Raw genomic sequence first — 17647 nt, forward strand, 5'->3', positions numbered from 1 at the left:
TCAATGTTTCTATATGGAACGTTACCCCATACAAGGCGGGATGAATCTAATTCTTCTCTTCCTCTTTATGATCACCGACCAGTTCCCTCGCCGAGGATTTGAATTCAAACAGTGTTCTCCCTACAGCCCTTCCCAGCTCCGGAAGCTTGGAAGGACCGAAGAGGATCAGGACAACGACCAGAATCATCATGATGCCTGCAAAGCCTACATTCTGAAACATGATATCACTCCTTGTATAGTAAGATGCTGTATAAATACCGCCGCAGCCCTATTTCTTCTTCGGATAAACCGCCACGGCCTCGATCTCAATCAGCCAATCCGGACTGACCAGACTGGCCACACCTACTGTAGAACGGGCAGGCTTAACCGGATTCTTGGCGGTATTGAAAAAATCAGCATACGCTGCAAACCAGCCAGCGTAGTCAAAGGCATTGTTTTTAGCTGCATCCGGGGTCACATAGACCCGTAAATAAACCACATCCTTCATGGTCAAGCCCTGTGCCTTTAACTGCTTTTCAATTTCAGTCAGGACTCCAATTCCCTGTGTCTTTGTATCTCCGTAGCGCTCATATACCGTCTTGCCGTCCTTGTTCAGCAGCGGAGGTACCGTGCCGCTTGTATACAGGTAGGAGGAGCCCTCCGGTACGATCACACCGCTTGAAATGGAGGATGTAGGACTTCCATAAAAAGAAGGGGCTGTTGACACTTTAACCGGCTTTTTCGGTGTAGATGCCGGCTTGTCGGCGTAAACGGAAGCTCCTAAGGCACTTAACAGCATCGTCAACGCAAGGGCCATTTTCAGTTTCTTATTCATCAACAATCTCCCTCTTTCATTCAGATTAAATTACGGTCAGCAGGAACCATCTACGCCTTCATCACCCGGGTATGAATATCTTTGACAACAATTCGTGCCGATTCGATCGCACCGGACTGCCAGCCTGTCATATAACTCAGATGCTCACCGGCAAGGTAAATGCGGTTATCCGGTTTACAGAGTGCAGGATAAAAGGACTTGCGGTCGTCCGAACTGTAGGAAGCCCATCCCCCTTCCTGATATTTCGTCTTCTTCCAGTCAATCGAGAACGAAGCTTCAAATTCTTTGGCATATTGTGGGTGAATCTTCCCTCCCTGGGAGAGTGCCAGCCGCTCTCTCTCGATATAGGACAGATTCGCGATTTTGTCGGCGTTTCCACCGTAAGCATAATATCCGAGCAGGATCCCTTTTTTCGAGAAATAGTCATTCGGCGGATAAAAGATTTGTGTGATGTCCATGTTCGTCAAGCTGCTGCCGCCATAGATGTGGTCATCTTCTTCCCAAAAGCGCCGCTTGAACTGCAGGCCAATCTTGCCCGCGGACGCATAATTAGTACTGGCAATCGCTTTGGACATTTCCGGAGAAAAATCGGCTGGAATGTTTTTCAGCACGCTCAGCGGAATTGTACAGATGCAGTAATCTCCGGTGATTTCCTTTTGCACGCCGGTATCAGGACTGCTGTAGAGCACTTTGACCCCCTCGCCCGATTGCCGGATGGCTTTGACCTCTGCACGATACCGAATACGGTTCCCCACTCGTTTGACAAATGCTTCGCTGATCTTATCCATGCCGCCGACCGGATGGAACATCATCATCTGCTGGTCATAACTGTATTCATTGCTGAAATATCTGCCAAAGCCAGAGTCAATGATGGACTTCAGGTCAAACGGATCACGCCTCACCCCGCCGTCCAGCGCTCCGCCCGGTTCTTCCTTGTAGCCGCCCCGCGATGAGCCTTTGTAGAACAGGTCCGGACTCAAATCCCCTTCTGCTCGCAAATAGTCCACCAGTTTATTTTTCTCCTCTGACGTCAGGGGTAGATCCAACAGGTTTTGGTTGACTGCTTTCGCCAGCATTTCTGCAGTGTACCCCCGTACGTCAGCCTTCGCCGCTCTCTTCGGCACCCGGCGGTTCGAGAGCGCTCCGGCATTTTCGTTATAGTAAAACCCGCTCTCATTCACATTATTGAACGGCTCAACAGCGATGCCGAACTTTCGGCAGTATTCCATCGTAACGTGAAACTGTGGAATTCGCATGGGACCAACATTGAAGTACATACCGGAATCAAAACGCGCCGTCTGCCGTCCGCTTCCAATCTCAGATACGGAGGTTCCTTTCCGGATCGTCCAGCATCGTCCCCCGGCAAAGCTTTTGGCTTCAAGAATCGTGCAGTCATAGCCAGCAAGGCCAAGCTCGTAAGCAGCGGTCATTCCTGCGAGGCCCGCCCCCAGAATGATGATCTTCTTCCCGCCCCGTCCACTCAGCTTCAGATCGCTCTGACCCGGCGGAACGAATTCGGCAGCCTTCAGCGTCTCCGGTGCCAACAGGCCCATTGTGCCCATCAGGCTGAATACGGCGGCGGAGCCTCCTACCTTTCCAACTGTTGTCAGAAACTGCCTTCGTGTCATTTCTTCCTGTTTTTCTTTTGTCGCCATGACCTCGCCACTCCTTTGCCGTGAAATCAGTTGATACGCTGATCTTAGCAGAGAAAAAGAAATCTGAGTTAAATTATGTTAGATATCCTTACATATATTTTATATTTTATGAAAAATAATTGCTTTTTTTGGATTTTTTACATAAAATAAGTTTCATGAAACCCTGATATTAAGGAGTGAGATGCTTTTCCGTTGGATGACACGGCATATACACGTCAGTTATATTTACAAATGGAGGCGATGGCTGTGGAAAGCAAGGTCATGAGTATTGGAGTTGTTTGTGAGCTGACAGGACTTACAGAAAGGAAAATCCGGTATTACGAACAGAGGAAGCTGATTTTTCCGGATCGGACTAAAGGAGGCAATCGAAGATATTCTTTTCAGGATGTAGAGAAGCTGATGGACATCCATCAGAAAATGCAGGAGGGATTTAATACAGTAGAACTAAGGGAAAGCCCCAGATCGCACAGACGAAGATGCACCCCTATCTATCCTTAAGCAGCGAAGACAAGGCTTTATATACGGAAAGGAGAGTTCTATGTGAATATCCAGCCCTCAATGAGTCTGGTCGGTCATATCGCAGAGCTCCGTAAACGAATCATGGCGGTCGCTGCAGTCTTCGTGCTCGGCATGACCGGCGGTCTTCTTGCAGCTCCGGGTTTTCTGACTGTTATAAAAATCCATTCCCCAGCGTTTCAGGTCACCTGGAATGTATTCTCCCCTTGGGATGGACTGCGAATTTACATGAGTATTGCTCTTGTATTGTCGCTGCTGGTTACACTGCCGTTCGCGTTATATCAGCTGTGGCTGTTCGTCAGGGATGGCCTGACCCCGCGGGAGCAAAAAGCAGCTCTCAAATTCATCCCTTTTTCGGTACTCTGCTTTATGGCCGGCCTGGCCTTTGCTTATTTCGTCGTGTTTCCAATGAGTCTGGCCTTCACTGCCAGAATCAATACACAAATGGATCTGGTCGAGACTTACGGAGTCGCACAGTATTTTGGCTTCATGTTTAACATTGTGCTTCCTCTGTCCCTGGCGTTTGAACTGCCTGCGGTAGTCCTGTTTCTGACCCGGATCGGGCTGTTGAATCCCGACCTGCTGCACAGCATGCGCCGTTATGCATACCTGCTGCTCGTGGTGATTTCAGCCTTGATCTCACCGCCGGATATCATCTCCCACCTGATGGTCGCCGTCCCGCTGATTGGTCTTTACGAACTGAGTGCACTGCTCGCACGGTGGATGCACCGGCGCGAGGAAGAACAGGAATGCCATGATAGTGAAGATGCTGTGCTCGGACAGCAGCGCGCATAGGCTAAGACAAAAAAAGTGGCGATACAGGGTCAGCCCTCATATCGCCACTTCTTTGGTTCTTCACAGATTCTAATACCTTATACCCAGTGAGCGGCCTCCTTAAGCTGGCCTTCATTGGCGCGCATATATCTCACAAACATGCCGGCAAAATCAGGATCCCATTGAGTCCCGCGCCCATTCTCCAGAATGTCGAGCGCTTCCGCTGAACTCATCCCTCTCCGGTATGGTCGGTCAGAAGTCATGGCATCGTAGGCGTCTGCGACGGCAATAATGCGTCCAAACAGCGGAATATCTTTACCCGACAGCCCGTCGGGATACCCTTTACCATCATATCTTTCATGGTGAGAGCGCACGCCTTCGAGGAAGGGTGCCATGGCATCCGCCGGTTCAATCTGGCGCAATATGTTTTCCCCTTGTGCCGGATGAGCTTTCACCTGGGAAAATTCCTCGTCCGTCAATTTCCCCTCTTTTAGCAGGATGTTATCACGCACGCCTATTTTTCCGATGTCATGCAGTAAGGCTGTCTTATGTAAAAAATCAATATTCTGCTCATTCAGGCCTGCAAGCTGGCCAATCAGCACGGAATATTCCGCCACACGAAGGGAATGACCTGCGGTATACGGATCTCGTGCATCCAGTGCTGCAGCCAGCGCAGCAAAATAGCTTTCCAGAAGTTTGCGGTTCCGCTCCTCCCTCATCTGCAGTCCTCTGACCATCATATTGAATCCGGCAATCAAGCTGGAAAATTCATCAGAGTACAAATTGGAGGTTTGAACAAACCGCCCCTCCTTCACCGTATCCATCGCCTTGTACAGCTGCCGAATCGGGCGGTTCACATCCTGCGTCATCAGCAGCGCACCGATATAGGCGAAACCTACACCCAGCAGCAGAATGATGCCGGCCCAGCCCCAATAGTCCTGAGCCATCAGCTCACTGAACTCCTCAATGCGGACCTGGGCCGCGAGACTGAACAGAAACAGCGGACACGTGCCGATCAGCATCGTGCTGAGCAGAAATTTGGTTCGAATCGCTGTAAAAACATGGCCCTCCAACGAAAAGTCCACACCATACCGGTTCAATGCCTGACGGCGCAGTTCCTTGACAACCGGACGAATGGCCGCTGCGGTCAGGAAGAACTCAATCATGGCATGACAGCTGGCGATCATGATCGCGCCCAGTGCCCCGATCCAAACATAAAAGAGCGGAATTTGGAGCAGTCCGTGCTGGATCATCCAGATGGTTACTCCGGCAGCCGGAATTGCCAAGCCTAACAGATGCGGACCGAAAATACGGTACACCGCCTGACGCGGCATCCGGTGCGCTCTTAAATAAGCTTCTTCCAGCTTGCCAAGTCCCGCATCCTGATCCTGTAAAGCTTCACGTATGAGACGCAGATGTTTGAAAAAGTAATAAAACTCCGCGGTCAGCATAATGAAAAACGAACCGCCGATGACCCCAAGCAGCCGTATACCTTCGATATAAGAAAATTTGACGGTCGTCGTGAGCATCACACCACCAACCACAGCAACTGCGATCAGGGAACCAATCACGTAATTACGTATCAGCTGATGGAGAAAGGACTTATACAGCTGCATGAAAATGCCTACTTTCTTCTGCAAATGTTTATATCTAGAAATATCGGTGTAAACCGCGAAAAAATCAAGCCATTTATTTTTATCTTTCCACGATTGCCCAAGCCCCTTGCTTTTTCTGAAAATTTCTGATATAATTTTCAAGTGTTATATGAAGTTTGACCCCGTGAAAGTTCCTCGCATTATTGATTCTCACGACAATTTCTTCTAGAAGTTTGTAAATTCCTATTTTCTAACCCAAAAAGTATGAGTTTAAAAAGGACATTGGTATTTTCGATTCACTGGCGCGGTCATCGGAGCCGCAAGGACGAAAGAGAGGCAGGGCTTTTGTTGTTTTGGAAGTAATGATCCACTTGACTTCAACAGGAACCAACTGTACAGCCTACAAGGCAGTCAGGCGTTAAATTTTATATAAGTATGTATATGAACATTCACATATGACGCCCCAACAGGGCATCCCGACTTAAAAGCACCCGGCAGCACAGCTGCCGGGTGCTTTTTCATGAAATTGTGACAGCTGCCCATTCCGGTGCATATGATGCCGAAGATGAACATCGGAAGGAGCGTGCAGTCTTTTGAAGAAACGAGGGAAGAGTTCAACAGTCAAGGATCTCAGTCAGCGTTATCTGGTGGATCCTAACATGAAGGAAATTGATCTGCCTGAGCGAAGCGGTAAACGCCATAAATCAGAGGATCGGGAGGCATTGGTATTATCGGCAGCCCCGCCGGCACCTCCGGCTGCAAAGACAAATGAGCCGCAGATGGACATCGCATCACCTCAGGAAGCTGTAATAGAACCTGATGCTGTGAAGGAAATGCCGGTCATGGAGGCACCACCTGTCAGCAAAACCGTGGCAATCCCCTCTCCTGCCGCAATCCGTCAACAGCTGGTGGATGAACGGCAGATGCCGGCTTCGAAGGGACCTTTCATTTATACGGAAGACATCGGGGAATACGCCATTACAGAGAGCCGAATCGCCTCCCGTGCCGTGACCTCCTCTAAACTGGCAGCACACTCTGTCGGCAGTGACAAGCTGCAGGATTATGCGGTGACTTCCATTCATCTTGCCGACGGGAGCGTTACGTCCAGTAAACTTGCGCCCTCTTCGATCACCGCCGAGCACATGGCTGGCAGCAGTATCACAGACCGCAATATCGCAGATAACGCCATCAGCGGCGACAAGATCAAACCGGAAAGCATCAGCGGCGCAAAATTGGCAGAGCATGCCGTCACCTCGGAGAAATTAGCCGACGGGGCTGTTCTTCCCCGCCATCTCAGCCCGATGAGCATTCCGGGACATCTGCTGGATGATGAGGCCGTCACTGCTTCCAAAATATCTTCCAGCGGAGTGGATACACGCCACCTGGCTAACGAGGCCGTGCATACCTCCAAACTGGCTGACGGCGCGGTTACAGCTTCCAAAATCCGGGACGGTGCCATTACGGCCAGTAAAATTGAGCCACAATCCCTCAGCGGCATGCATTTTCAGCCGGAGAGCATTACCGGGGTGTATCTGGCGCCCGGCGCAGTTGGACGCATGCATCTGGATCATGCAGCGGTCGGTCCGGATCAGCTGGAAGCTGGCAGTATCAGTGCCGCACACATTCGTGATGAAGCCATTACAGCCAGGCATCTGGCCCAAGGGTTAATCGGGCCTGAGCAGATTCAGCCCTCGTCCATCGGCAGAGAGCAGCTGGCGGCCGGCGGCATCCAGACCCGGCATTTGGGGGAAGCCAGCGTCACAAGCACGAAGCTGTCGGATCAGTCGGTCAGCACTGCCAAGCTGGTAGAGCAGTCCGTCACCGCTTCCAAAATTGCAGATCAAAGCATTCTGCCCAGCAAAATTACAGATGAAGCGGTACAAACACGTCATATCGGAAAAGGTGCTGTACAAAGTGAACAGCTTGCTCCGCAGTCGGTTCACGCTGAACACCTGGCCCCCCAGTCCATTCAAGGCAATCACCTTCAGGATGGAACCATCCGGCCGCATCACTTCAGTTCAAGTGCCGTAGAAGGAAGCGCCATTGCGCCTGATTCCATCCAGGAACGGCATCTTGCCGTAGATTCCGTATCCTCCGATCATATACAAAATGAATCCATAACCACCGAGAAGCTCGCACCCGAAAGTGTAGATGGCAGCAAGCTTGCGCCCGGCTCCGTCAGTGGTCAAACCTTGGCGGCAGGAGGCGTTACCTCTTTCCATCTCGCTGCAGGCCTGATCCGGCAGGTACACCTGGGAGACGGCAGTATCGGTTCTTCTGCAATCAAGGACCAGGCTGTGCAGCAGGAGCATTTGGCCACCGGTGCTGTAACCACCCGGCATCTGGCTGATAAAAGCATCTCCACCTCTGCGCTTGCCGCGGGTGCTGTCACCTCGGAGAAGCTCGCTCCCGGTTCCGTGACCGATGATGCCCTTGCAGAAGGCTCCATTTTCCCGCAGCATTTGTCCGATCATGCCGTCACTTCACTCAAGCTGTCTCCGGAAAGCGTGACGACCGACAAGCTGACGGATTTATCCGTAAGTGCCGCCAAATTGGCTGAGAGCAGTGTCAATTCCTCCAAAATTGCGGAAGGTGCTGTGCAGGAGCGGCATCTGGCTTCTGGTTCCGTTGCTTCCGGGGCCCTGCAGACCGGCTCTGTAACGTCGGATAAAATAGCCGCCCAATCCGTAACAGGCAGTCATTTGGCTCTGGAATCCGTAAATGGCAGACACCTGGCTCAAGAGTCAATTTACGGCTATCATTTGAAAAAGAACAGCATAACCCTGAGCCATCTGGCGGAGGAAGTCCGCTCTGCAGATCTTTTTGCCGATGCCAGCCTGCCTGGCCGTAAGCTGACGCCCGGCTCCATCGCCGAAAGCCATTTAAGCAAATCCGCGGTATCGGAGACAGCCATTCAGGATTACGCTATCAGCAGCAGCAAGCTCCAGGCAGAATCCATCACGGCAGAGCATGTGCAGGAACGTGCCATTCAATCCGTCCACCTTGCAGCTGAATCCGTTCAGTCCCCGCATCTTGCGGAACGTGCGGTAGAGGAGAAGCATTTGGCTTCAGATTCCATCACCCGGGACCATCTGCAAAAAGCGATTATCAGCTCGGTGCATTTGGCAGATCAAGCTGTCGGAAGTGAGCATCTGCAGCCTGAGGCTGTGAATGGAAGCCATCTGTCTGAAGGCAGCATCACGTCCCTGCATCTGCAGGATAACGCAGTGAACGCCCGGCATATCGCTCCTTCTTCTGTTTCGGGAAATCATCTGCAGACCCAGTCCATCACCTATGTCCATCTGCAGCCGTCAAGCACCGGGGCGGAGCATCTGCAGCCAGCAGCCGTCCAATCCCGGCATATCGCCGAAGGGGCTGTTCTGCCGCATCACCTGCAAAAGCAAAGCATCAACGCTGAGCATATTGAGAGTGGAGCCATCACCGGTGACCTGATTCAGGACGGAACGCTGACTGGAGAGAAGCTGGCGGAGAGCACAATCAACGGTGCCAGCATCGCTGGCGGGACCCTCACCGGCATGCATCTGGTCGAAGGCGCTGTCGACAGCCGCCACTTGAGTGAAGAAGTACGGAATGCTTTTATTATTCAGGAAGCCAGCATCACAGGGTCTCAGCTGAAGGATCAGGCGGTTCAGTCTGCCAAAATTGCAGAGGGCGCCATTAACAGTATCCATCTGTCCCCTTTATCCGTATCGTCAGAAGCTCTTCAGACAGGGTCGATCCATGCCGACAAAATCGCAAGCCAGGCCGTTACCGGACAGCATCTGGCCCTGGAATCGGTGGAAGGCAGGCATCTGGCACAGGAATCCATCTACGGATACCATTTGAAGAAGAGCAGCGTCACACTGGAGCATCTGGCAGAGGATGTGCGTTCTGCAGACCTGCTGCCGAAGGGAAGCCTGCCGGGCAGCAAGCTTCAGAAAGGCTCCATTGCTGCATCCCATTTGGCCGCCGGAGCGGTTAACGGGGCTGCGCTCGGAGATGGAGCAGTCAGTGGGCAGAAGATTCAGCTTGCCGCGATTTCCAGTGTTCATCTGCAGCCGGACATCATTGCATCAGAGCATGTGCAGGAAGGCGCCGTGAAATCACAGCATCTGGCTGCAGGGATCATCCAGACGAAGCATCTGGCTGACGGCATTATTACCGCCAGCCATCTCGGGGAAGGCATTGTGGGTTCAGCCCAGATTGCTGACGCAAGCATCGGCGAAGCACATATACAGTCCGGGGCAGTGACGCATGAGCATCTCCAGCCGGAGAGCACCGGAGCGGCACATCTGCAGGCTGGCGCCGTTCAATCCCGGCATTTGACCGAGGGAGCCGTACTCCCTCATCACCTGAAGGCCCGCAGCATCGGCGGCCATCATATCGAGACCGAAGCCGTGACGGGTGATCATATCCGGAACCGGTCCCTGCATGGGGAAAAGCTCGCCGACGGCGCCGTAACAGGCCAGCAGATTGCTGATGGGGCAATAGAATCCGCTCATGTCGCGGATGGCGCCATTCAGGCTCAGCATCTCGCTCACCAGGCTGTTGGCGCCGATCACCTGGCGCCTCATGCCATTGGCACCGAGCACCTGGTGCCTGGATCGGTGACCGGGCAGCAGATTGCTGGTGCGGCGGTGGAATCCGCTCATGTAGCGGATGGCGCCATTCAGGCTCAGCATCTCGCTCACCATGCCATTGGCGCCGATCACCTGGTGCCTGGATCGGTGACTGGGCAGCAGATTGCTGGTGCGGCGGTGGAATCCGCTCATGTAGCGGATGGCGCCATTCAGGCTCAACATCTCGCTCACCATGCTGTTGACGCCGATCACCTGGCGCCTCATGCCATTGGCACCGAGCACCTGGTGCCTGGATCGGTGACCGGGCAGCAGATTGCTGGTGCGGCGGTGGAATCCGCTCATGTAGCGGATGGCGCCATTCAGGCTCAGCATCTCGGCTTCAGCCCGGTGCGGAGCAGCAGTGCTCAACCGTCGCTCCAGCAGTTTGGCCTCTCTGCTTTTGTATTCCAGGGTGCAGAGACGCAGACGAGCGTCACCGTCACATTTGATGAGCCGTTTGCCGCCATTAACTATGTCATTGTGGCCATGAGCAATCACCCCGCTTTTCTCGTTTCCCTGAAACAGCAGCAGGCCGATTCCGCGGTACTTGATGTGATCCGCCAGCCGGACTGCACACAGAGCCACGGCTTCCTGTCCTGGATCGCCATTGGTCCATCGATGTAGTATGAAGTGGCTCGCCCCAACTTTTTAAATAAGCCTGTTTTCCAAGCTTATTTCTTTAAAAACAGAAGTCATTACCTCAATAAGCCCGTTTTTCGGGCTTATTTTTTACTTTCTGCTCTGTTTTTCGTCTGTGATGAGATTTCCATCCAGTTTAAGACTGAAAATCAGGCTTAAACTGGATTCAGCCGGTAAAAAGAGGAAAATAAGCTTGAAATTCAAGCTTATTGCTGCCGAGGCGTTTAACACAGCAAAATAGGGCCGCTCCTCAAGATCCAAGATCTTGCGGGACAGCCCCTTCAGCAATATGGCACGGCCAGACTTTGCTGACCACGCGGCTCAAAGAGTCTTTTACAAACCAGGCATCTCCCAATCACGGACGGATTTCCCCAAAAGAACTACAAGGAGTTATTCTTGAGTCCGTTATCAATCACCCGCCGGATAATGTCTGCATAATCGGTCTGATTGATTTCCACCAGGCTGGGATACATCTGATCCACCAGATCCCTCACGGTTTCCAGCGCGCTGCAGAGCTCACGGTTCTGCGACCGATTAACATTTAAATACGCCTGTACACCAAGGCGCTCTTTCGGAGCCTCACGCTGGTACACGCCCTGCTTCAGCTCCTGCTGCAGCTCGCCCAGCTTCTCCACCACTGCTGTATACTGATGCGCCCGGCTGATACAGACCAGATGGCCTGAGCCATCCTGATCCCAGCGCTGATAGACATCAAATGGTACAAACGGCTGTGTCATCGTACTCAGGATCAGTTCCACCCGCTGGTTCGTATGTGTGGAAGATATATAGTTCTTCGCTTTGATCTGCGACCCTTCATCCACCAGATTCAGCCAGGAAGGCGTGGAGGGAAAGATGAATTCAGCGGCGGCAGAACAGGATAATACCTGGAACTCCCGATTGATTTTGTAATAAGGAACAGGAAGCTCCCTGTATTCCATAAGTGATTCACCCCATATTCTGATACAAAACCTCGGTCTCTGCTGCTCCGTAATGCATCAGCCAGTGATTCAGCTGCAGCAGATCCGGGAAGAACAGCGCGCGATCCCCCAATGTCTCCTGTATCCCGTATCGCTCAATCAGCCGTCCGCCGACGACGATATCGGGTCTGTAACTCAGACTCTTCAAACCTTCTACATAATCTTTTAGCTTCGGCAGGTGATACACAATAGAGGCTGACAATCCAATGACCTCTGGCTTCCAATTCATCGCGCTCAGCATCGCGGCTTCCAGCGGCAGATTTCTGCCGTAAAAACGGGTATCGAAGCCCTGCTCTTGAAAGAGTGACGCTGCCATTTTGATACCCAGGTCGTGGTGCTCGTCCTCTACGCAAAGAAACATGGCTCTCCTTCCGTGCCCCTGCTCTGGTTTGACCATAAATCCGTAGCGCGCAATTAACGTATCACACACCCCGGAGGCCAAATGCTCCTCAGCCACCGTTATCAAATTTTGCTCCCACAGCGATCCGACATAACGCATCGCAGGGGTCAGCAGCTGATCATAGATATACAGACTGTTGCGGCCTGCTTCTATGCAGCTGATCACCTTGGACCAGCAAGCTTCCGTCGACCCGCTGAGCATCAGCTCAGCCATGTGTTCAATTTCCATATTCAAAGGAATCACCTTCTAATTTTACGGTAATATTGTGACGTTTAACATTGTAATATGATTGCAATACATCATACCAGGGCTATTTTTGACGATTGAAAGTAAGCTTTGTCGAATCGGACGACCTGCCGATTTTTTTCACTATAATAGATAAATAAAGACTTCCAGACCATTCCATTTCCATTATAATATATTTAACCATGGAGATGTGTTTTCAGGAGGTTAGTATCATGAACATGGCCGGCAAATATGACAAACTGATCCATCAGGTGATCGCTAGGATATACGAGGCTGACCCTTCGCTGCTGGAACAGTATGGAGAACGGGGACGCATGAAATGCAGAGAGGATAATATCCATCATCTAAGGCATCTGGAGACAGCCCTCGAGCTTGAAGATACAACGGTATTTACAGATTATGCCCTTTGGCTTGAAGGGATCTTGAGGAAACATGCAATGAAAACGAATACACTAACTGATAACTTCCGCTATATCGAACAATACCTGCATTTGGTCGACACTTTGGACAAGTCTGCAGAACTTGCATACCGTAAATATCTAACCGATGCAATTCTGGCTTTGGAACAAAAAACCAAGCATTAGAACCTCACCATTAGAGCACGGAAGGGGAATGGCAAAATGATCGAAAACGAACAGAACGAAGTACTGCAACCCGCCGCCACCGTCACTCAGAATGAAACGTCAGCTGAATTACAAAACGAGGAACAAGCTCCCTCCCATGTTGTGGGATTAGGCGCATCCGCCGGGGGGTTGGAGGCACTGGAAGTGTTTTTCGATCATATGCCCGCAGATACGGGAATGGCCTTTGTGCTCATTCAGCATTTGTCGCCGGATTATAAGAGCTTAATGAGCGAAATTCTTAAAAAATACACCACCATGCAGATCCGTGAAGCGAAACACGATATGGTGGTCCGGCCCAATTTTATTTATCTGAGTCCTCCGCGCACCATGCTGTCCATTGCTGGAGGAAGGCTGAAGATGGCAGAACCGAGGCAAAATACAAATCTGCATCTGCCGATTGACATGTTTTTCCGCTCTCTGGCATCTGAATGCAAGTCCCAGGCCGTGGCTGTCATCATGTCCGGAACCGGAACCGATGGCTCGCGCGGGATTCAGGATATTAAAGATTCCGGCGGGCTGGTTATCGTCCAGGACAGCCATACCGCCAAATATGACGGCATGCCCAGCAGTGCGCGCTTATCTGGAAACGCCGATGCTATACTAACGCCCAAAGAAATGACCGAGCGCCTGATGCTCCATGTCCATGGAGAAGGCTATGAGAATGTGTCTACTGTCAGAGAAACCATTACTACCGAGCAATATGTTCAGCTGATATTCGAGAAAATCCGCCAGGACTGCGGGGTCGATTTCACCTACTATAAACGCAACAGTGTCCTGAGACGGATCGAGCGGCGCATGGCCATCTACAATGTGCCCAGCCTTGCTGCGTACATGATATATCTGGATGAACACAAGGAAGAACTGCAGGCCTTGAGAAAAGATCTCCTGATCGGTGTCACTAACTTCTTCCGGGATTCAGAAGCCTTTAATATTGTGTACGAACGGGTTCTCCCTGAGCTCTTTGAACGCAAAAGCTTTGCGAAAGAAATCCGGGTGTGGGTAGCAGGCTGCTCTACCGGCGAAGAAGCGTACTCGGTTGCCATTCTGATGAGGAAATATGCCGATATGCTGGAAGCTCCATATACCATCAAAATCTTCGCAACCGATCTGGACAAGGAGTCCATTGAATACGCCAGCCAGGGTATTTACTCTGAAAGCACCATCAGCCATCTGTCCCCGGAGGATCAGGATCGGTTCTTTATCAAGGACGATGATATGTTCCAGGTCAGCAAGGAAATCCGCAAAATGGTCGTATTCGCCCCGCAAAATATAATCAAAGATCCGCCGTTCCGCAATTTAGACCTCATCACCTGCCGGAACATGCTGATCTATCTTCAGCCTGAAATGCAGCAAAAGGTGCTGTCTCTGTTCCATTTCGCCCTCAATCCGGACGGCTTTCTGTTTCTGGGGCCCAGCGAGACGATCGGACGGTTCGCCAATCATTTTGAAGCGTTCGACCGCAGGTGGAACATATTCACACATAAAGCTTCAGCCGCCGCTGAAGAACCGCGCATGTTTTCCATGGAAGGTCGCCTGTCTCCATCCCCTTCCTCCCGGCGGACAGCTCTCCCATCTGTCAATCCAAAGGATGCTTCACCTGTAAAAAGACTGGATGATCTTCAGACGATGATGGTCGAGGAACATATTGCTCCGGGTATGATCATTGACCAGAACAATGATGTCATTCACCTGAACGGTCCGATCAACGATTTTTTGGTGCTGGCCCAAGGCAAACCAAGCTGGAACCTGTACAAAATGATTGACCCCAACGTGACGGCTGCCGTATCGTCCGGTGTACAGAAGGTGCGGGAACAGCGGCGGAGCCTGACCTTTCATTCCCTGATGATTTCAACCAATCACGGCGAAAAGATGACGGATCTGCATATCCGCCCCTTTTCCCTGAAAAATAAAGCCTATGATAAATATATACTCATTCTCTTCAAGGAACCGAAGCAGCCGGATTCGGAGACGGTTGTCGTCTCACAGCCTCTGGAAATCGATGGCCGCGTCAGCTCCCGGATCATCGAGCTGGAGCAGGCGCTTCTGCGGTCGGAGGAATCGCTGCAGGCAACGGTCGAGGAACTGGAAACCTCGAATGAAGAGCTGCAGGCCACCAATGAAGAGCTGGTTGCCGCAAACGAGGAACTGCAAAGTGCCAACGAAGAGCTGCAGTCGGTGAACGAGGAGCTAGTAACCGTCAATACAGAATACCAATTCAAGATCCAGGAGCTTACCGATGTCAATAATGATATGACGAATTTCCTGGTCAGCACGCGGATCGGTACCATTTTTCTGGACAAGCGTATGTGTGTGCGCCGCTTTACGCCGGCCATCACCAAGGAAATTCACTTGATGGAGGTCGACTACGGACGGCCGATTGATCATATATCCCATCATTTTAAATACGGTTCGCTCGTTGATGATGCGAAGCAGGTACTGCAGACACTCGTCCCGTTCGAGAAAGAGATCCAGAGCCAGAACGGCACATGGTACAGCATGCGTATCCTGCCTTACCGGACCGACGATAATTTTATCAGCGGTGTCGTGCTGACCTTCGTGAATATCACCGATCTAAAGAGTGTAAACGAAGAGCTGATGAAGCTTTCCTATGCCGTGGAGGAAAGTCCGAGTATTACAGCCATTATGAACGATAAGGGTTGTATGGAGTACATTAATCCCCGGTATACCGAGGTTACCGGATTCAGCCTGAACGAACTGAAAGGCAAGCATCTTCGTGAATGCAGCCAGAGTCCTGAAGACAACCGCTCGATCGACCACATTATGAAGCTGGCCAAAGAAGACGGGCAGTGGGTTGGCGAATTGACCGGCCAGAAGAAGAACGGCGACCAATTCTGGGAATCGGTTAAAATCATTCCGATCCGCGACAAACAGGAGCACATCATTCAATTCGTTAAGTTTTCAGAGGATATCACCGACCGCAAGCATGCAGAAGAAATGATGCGCAAGAACGAAATGCTGTCAGCCGTTGGCCAGCTGGCTGCCGGTGTCGCGCATGAAATCCGCAATCCGCTTACGGCTTTAAAAGGATTTACGAAGCTGATGTCCAATAAAGGCATGGGCAACGATATGTATATCGAGATTATGCTGAACGAGCTGAACCGCATTGAGCAGATTGTCAGCGAGCTGCTGGTCCTGGCCAAGCCGCAGGCTGTCGATTTCCTGGAAAAGGACCTCTCCCCGATTCTGCAGGACGTGCTGATGCTCCTGGAATCCCAGGCGAATATGAATAATGTGGAGATGCACGCGGTCTTTGGAGAAGGCCTGAAGGTACTGGGGGTTGAAAATCAGCTGAAGCAGGTATTTATCAATGTGCTCAAAAATGCGATTGAAGCCATGCCAGCCGGCGGCCGGGTCGATGTGATCGCTGATATTCATAAAGATGAAGAGCATATTACCATCCAGTTTATCGATAATGGCGCAGGAATCCCGGCCAGTAAATTGGCGAAGCTGGGAGAACCGTTCTATTCCACCAAAAATAAAGGCACAGGCCTCGGCCTGATGGTCAGCTACAAAATCATTCAAAATCATAAAGGCACGATCCTCTTTGAAAGCGAGGAAGGCTCCGGCACGACCGTAACGATCAGCATCCCCTGCTGTGTCGTGCAGCCTGTGACCGAAACGGCTGTTTAAATAAAGCAGCGGTCCCTCCTTGTATCGTCATTGCAGCTCAAAACCGGCATGCTGTCTATGTCCCGTGTCAACGGATCATAGCCGGCATGCCGGTTTTTTCCAGTTCTCTACTCCATGATCAGGTCTGCTTCTTCATTAAAGCAATCATTTGATTCCGCAGCCGATTAAAGACGATAGCCGCCTCCTCCCGGGTCAAGGGAGCACCCGGCCGGCTGCCGTCAAACAGGCCATTCGCTACGGCTTCATCCCAAGCTGATGCTGCCCAGGGACTGACCACATTGATATCACGCCCCGGCTGTCCGGCCGGAGGATCTACCTTCTTGGGCTGCAAGCCCAGATGCTTACCTATTCCGGCTGCATGTCCCTGGATCAGCGCCGCAATCACTTCTGGCCGCTTCAGCCGCACTGCATCGGAAGATACGTCAACAAACAGATTTTCCGTCAGTACTGCCGGCATGGCACTTTCCCGGACCATATGCAGGTTGGCCGCCTTTTGTCCCCGATCCGTCACCCCAAACGGCCGCAGGGCCGCCATGATTTCTGTGTGCAGGTGGTTCTGGAGCGTAACCGACTCTGCCCGGGGATTGGTGAACCGAAAGGATTCAAAGCCTCCTGCTCCGCCTCCTGCGTTACAGTGCACGGATACCAGAATGTCAGCTCCGGCCCGGTTGGCTGCAGCTGTGCGCTGCGGCAGCTCCAGAAACACGTCCGTAGACCGGGAGAGCAGCACCTGTACGTCCTGGTATTCGGCTTCCAATTTTGTTTTAATTCCGAGTGCAAGTGTAAGCACAACATCCTTCTCCTGCAGTCCGTTTCCGGCCGCTCCAGGATCCTTTCCTCCGTGGCCCGCGTCAATCCATACTTTTTTCATGAATCGTCCCCTCTCTTTCCAGCCTGCTTGACAGCCTGATGACCTAATACCGAAAATGCACCTGCCAGAATACCCTGGATGACCGAGCCTACATTCCAACCCAGCATCCACGACGTTAAGCCGATCGCAACCGCGATAATGATATATACAATGCTCCAGTCCGGTACCTTCGGTGTATTCTTCAAGATGTAGCCGATGACCCAGCAAGCAGATACGACCATAAGCAGCCGCGGATCAATCATTTCATAGATTACAGTCCACCCCATT

The 17647-nt window shown here is 51.7% G+C and carries 13 protein-coding genes; 5 read left to right on the forward strand and 8 right to left on the reverse strand.

Annotated elements, in window-relative coordinates:
• Positions 1-46: 46 nt before the first annotated feature.
• From HII30_RS20350 to HII30_RS20360, 3 genes are read right to left on the reverse strand one after another with little or no spacing between them, the layout of a single operon-like run.
• Positions 47-220: a twin-arginine translocase TatA/TatE family subunit gene (locus HII30_RS20350; RefSeq protein WP_169506878.1), complete on the reverse strand. Its 174-nt coding sequence runs from the start codon at positions 218-220 to the stop codon at positions 47-49.
• Between the two features lie 48 nt (positions 221-268).
• Positions 269-814 (reverse strand): RidA family protein, encoded by a 546-nt coding sequence (locus HII30_RS20355; RefSeq protein WP_169506879.1) that lies wholly within the window; start codon positions 812-814, stop codon positions 269-271.
• Between the two features lie 50 nt (positions 815-864).
• Positions 865-2469: a flavin monoamine oxidase family protein gene (locus tag HII30_RS20360; RefSeq protein WP_169506880.1), complete on the reverse strand. Its 1605-nt coding sequence runs from the start codon at positions 2467-2469 to the stop codon at positions 865-867.
• Positions 2470-2730: 261 nt separating this feature from the next.
• Between HII30_RS20360 and HII30_RS20365 the strand changes: the two genes are divergently transcribed.
• A complete protein-coding gene (locus HII30_RS20365) occupies positions 2731-2967 on the forward strand; it encodes a MerR family transcriptional regulator (RefSeq protein ID WP_425496011.1) in 237 nt (78 codons plus the stop codon).
• A gap of 60 nt (positions 2968-3027) precedes the next feature.
• Positions 3028-3780: a twin-arginine translocase subunit TatC gene (gene tatC, locus HII30_RS20370; RefSeq protein ID WP_211184712.1), complete on the forward strand. Its 753-nt coding sequence runs from the start codon at positions 3028-3030 to the stop codon at positions 3778-3780.
• Between the two features lie 77 nt (positions 3781-3857).
• On the opposite strand, the gene HII30_RS20375 is transcribed toward tatC, so the two are convergent.
• Positions 3858-5375, reverse strand: a complete 1518-nt coding sequence (locus HII30_RS20375; protein WP_169506882.1) for an HD domain-containing phosphohydrolase — start codon at positions 5373-5375, stop codon at positions 3858-3860.
• A 572-nt stretch (positions 5376-5947) separates the two neighbouring features.
• Here HII30_RS20375 and HII30_RS20380 point away from each other — a divergent pair.
• Positions 5948-10597 carry a WIAG-tail domain gene (locus HII30_RS20380; protein ID WP_169506883.1) on the forward strand — a complete coding sequence of 1550 codons (4650 nt, stop codon included), beginning with the start codon at positions 5948-5950 and terminating at the stop codon, positions 10595-10597.
• Between the two features lie 395 nt (positions 10598-10992).
• On the opposite strand, the gene HII30_RS20385 is transcribed toward HII30_RS20380, so the two are convergent.
• Together HII30_RS20385 and HII30_RS20390 are read right to left on the reverse strand one after the other, a co-directional pair.
• Positions 10993-11550, reverse strand: a complete 558-nt coding sequence (locus HII30_RS20385; protein ID WP_169506884.1) for a hypothetical protein — start codon at positions 11548-11550, stop codon at positions 10993-10995.
• A gap of 7 nt (positions 11551-11557) precedes the next feature.
• On the reverse strand, positions 11558-12217 hold the full coding sequence (locus HII30_RS20390; RefSeq protein WP_169506885.1) for a cobalamin B12-binding domain-containing protein: 660 nt from the start codon (positions 12215-12217) through the stop codon (positions 11558-11560).
• A gap of 230 nt (positions 12218-12447) precedes the next feature.
• Here HII30_RS20390 and HII30_RS20395 point away from each other — a divergent pair, with 230 nt between their 5' ends.
• Complete coding sequence (locus tag HII30_RS20395) at positions 12448-12819, forward strand: hypothetical protein (protein ID WP_169506886.1); 372 nt, start codon at positions 12448-12450, stop codon at positions 12817-12819.
• Between the two features lie 36 nt (positions 12820-12855).
• Positions 12856-16509, forward strand: a complete 3654-nt coding sequence (locus tag HII30_RS20400; RefSeq protein WP_169506887.1) for a CheR family methyltransferase — start codon at positions 12856-12858, stop codon at positions 16507-16509.
• Between the two features lie 118 nt (positions 16510-16627).
• On the opposite strand, the gene HII30_RS20405 is transcribed toward HII30_RS20400, so the two are convergent.
• Both HII30_RS20405 and HII30_RS20410 read right to left on the reverse strand, forming a co-directional pair.
• Positions 16628-17380, reverse strand: a complete 753-nt coding sequence (locus HII30_RS20405) for an N-acetylmuramoyl-L-alanine amidase (RefSeq protein WP_169506888.1) — start codon at positions 17378-17380, stop codon at positions 16628-16630.
• On the reverse strand, positions 17377-17646 hold the full coding sequence (locus HII30_RS20410) for a phage holin family protein (RefSeq protein WP_211184709.1): 270 nt from the start codon (positions 17644-17646) through the stop codon (positions 17377-17379). The genes HII30_RS20405 and HII30_RS20410 overlap by 4 nt, the downstream gene beginning before the upstream one ends.
• Between the last annotated feature and the right edge of the window lies 1 nt (position 17647).

It is taken from the genome of Paenibacillus lemnae (genome assembly GCF_012933385.1).
Classification (GTDB): Bacteria; Bacillota; Bacilli; order Paenibacillales; family Paenibacillaceae; genus Paenibacillus_AQ; species Paenibacillus_AQ lemnae.

Excerpts from the sequence above, each read along its gene's own strand:
- HII30_RS20410 (WP_211184709.1), bottom strand. The coding sequence starts at position 17,646 with ATGGGGTGGACTGTAATCTATGAAATGATTGATCCGCGGCTGCTTATG.
- HII30_RS20365 (WP_425496011.1), top strand. The coding sequence starts at position 2,731 with ATGAGTATTGGAGTTGTTTGTGAGCTGACAGGACTTACAGAAAGGAAA.
- HII30_RS20385 (WP_169506884.1), bottom strand. The coding sequence starts at position 11,550 with ATGGAATACAGGGAGCTTCCTGTTCCTTATTACAAAATCAATCGGGAG.
- HII30_RS20355 (WP_169506879.1), bottom strand. The coding sequence starts at position 814 with ATGAATAAGAAACTGAAAATGGCCCTTGCGTTGACGATGCTGTTAAGT.
- HII30_RS20400 (WP_169506887.1), top strand. The coding sequence starts at position 12,856 with ATGATCGAAAACGAACAGAACGAAGTACTGCAACCCGCCGCCACCGTC.
- HII30_RS20360 (WP_169506880.1), bottom strand. The coding sequence starts at position 2,469 with ATGGCGACAAAAGAAAAACAGGAAGAAATGACACGAAGGCAGTTTCTG.
- tatC (WP_211184712.1), top strand. The coding sequence starts at position 3,028 with ATGAGTCTGGTCGGTCATATCGCAGAGCTCCGTAAACGAATCATGGCG.
- HII30_RS20350 (WP_169506878.1), bottom strand. The coding sequence starts at position 220 with ATGTTTCAGAATGTAGGCTTTGCAGGCATCATGATGATTCTGGTCGTT.
- HII30_RS20390 (WP_169506885.1), bottom strand. The coding sequence starts at position 12,217 with ATGGAAATTGAACACATGGCTGAGCTGATGCTCAGCGGGTCGACGGAA.
- HII30_RS20395 (WP_169506886.1), top strand. The coding sequence starts at position 12,448 with ATGAACATGGCCGGCAAATATGACAAACTGATCCATCAGGTGATCGCT.
- HII30_RS20405 (WP_169506888.1), bottom strand. The coding sequence starts at position 17,380 with ATGAAAAAAGTATGGATTGACGCGGGCCACGGAGGAAAGGATCCTGGA.
- HII30_RS20375 (WP_169506882.1), bottom strand. The coding sequence starts at position 5,375 with ATGCAGCTGTATAAGTCCTTTCTCCATCAGCTGATACGTAATTACGTG.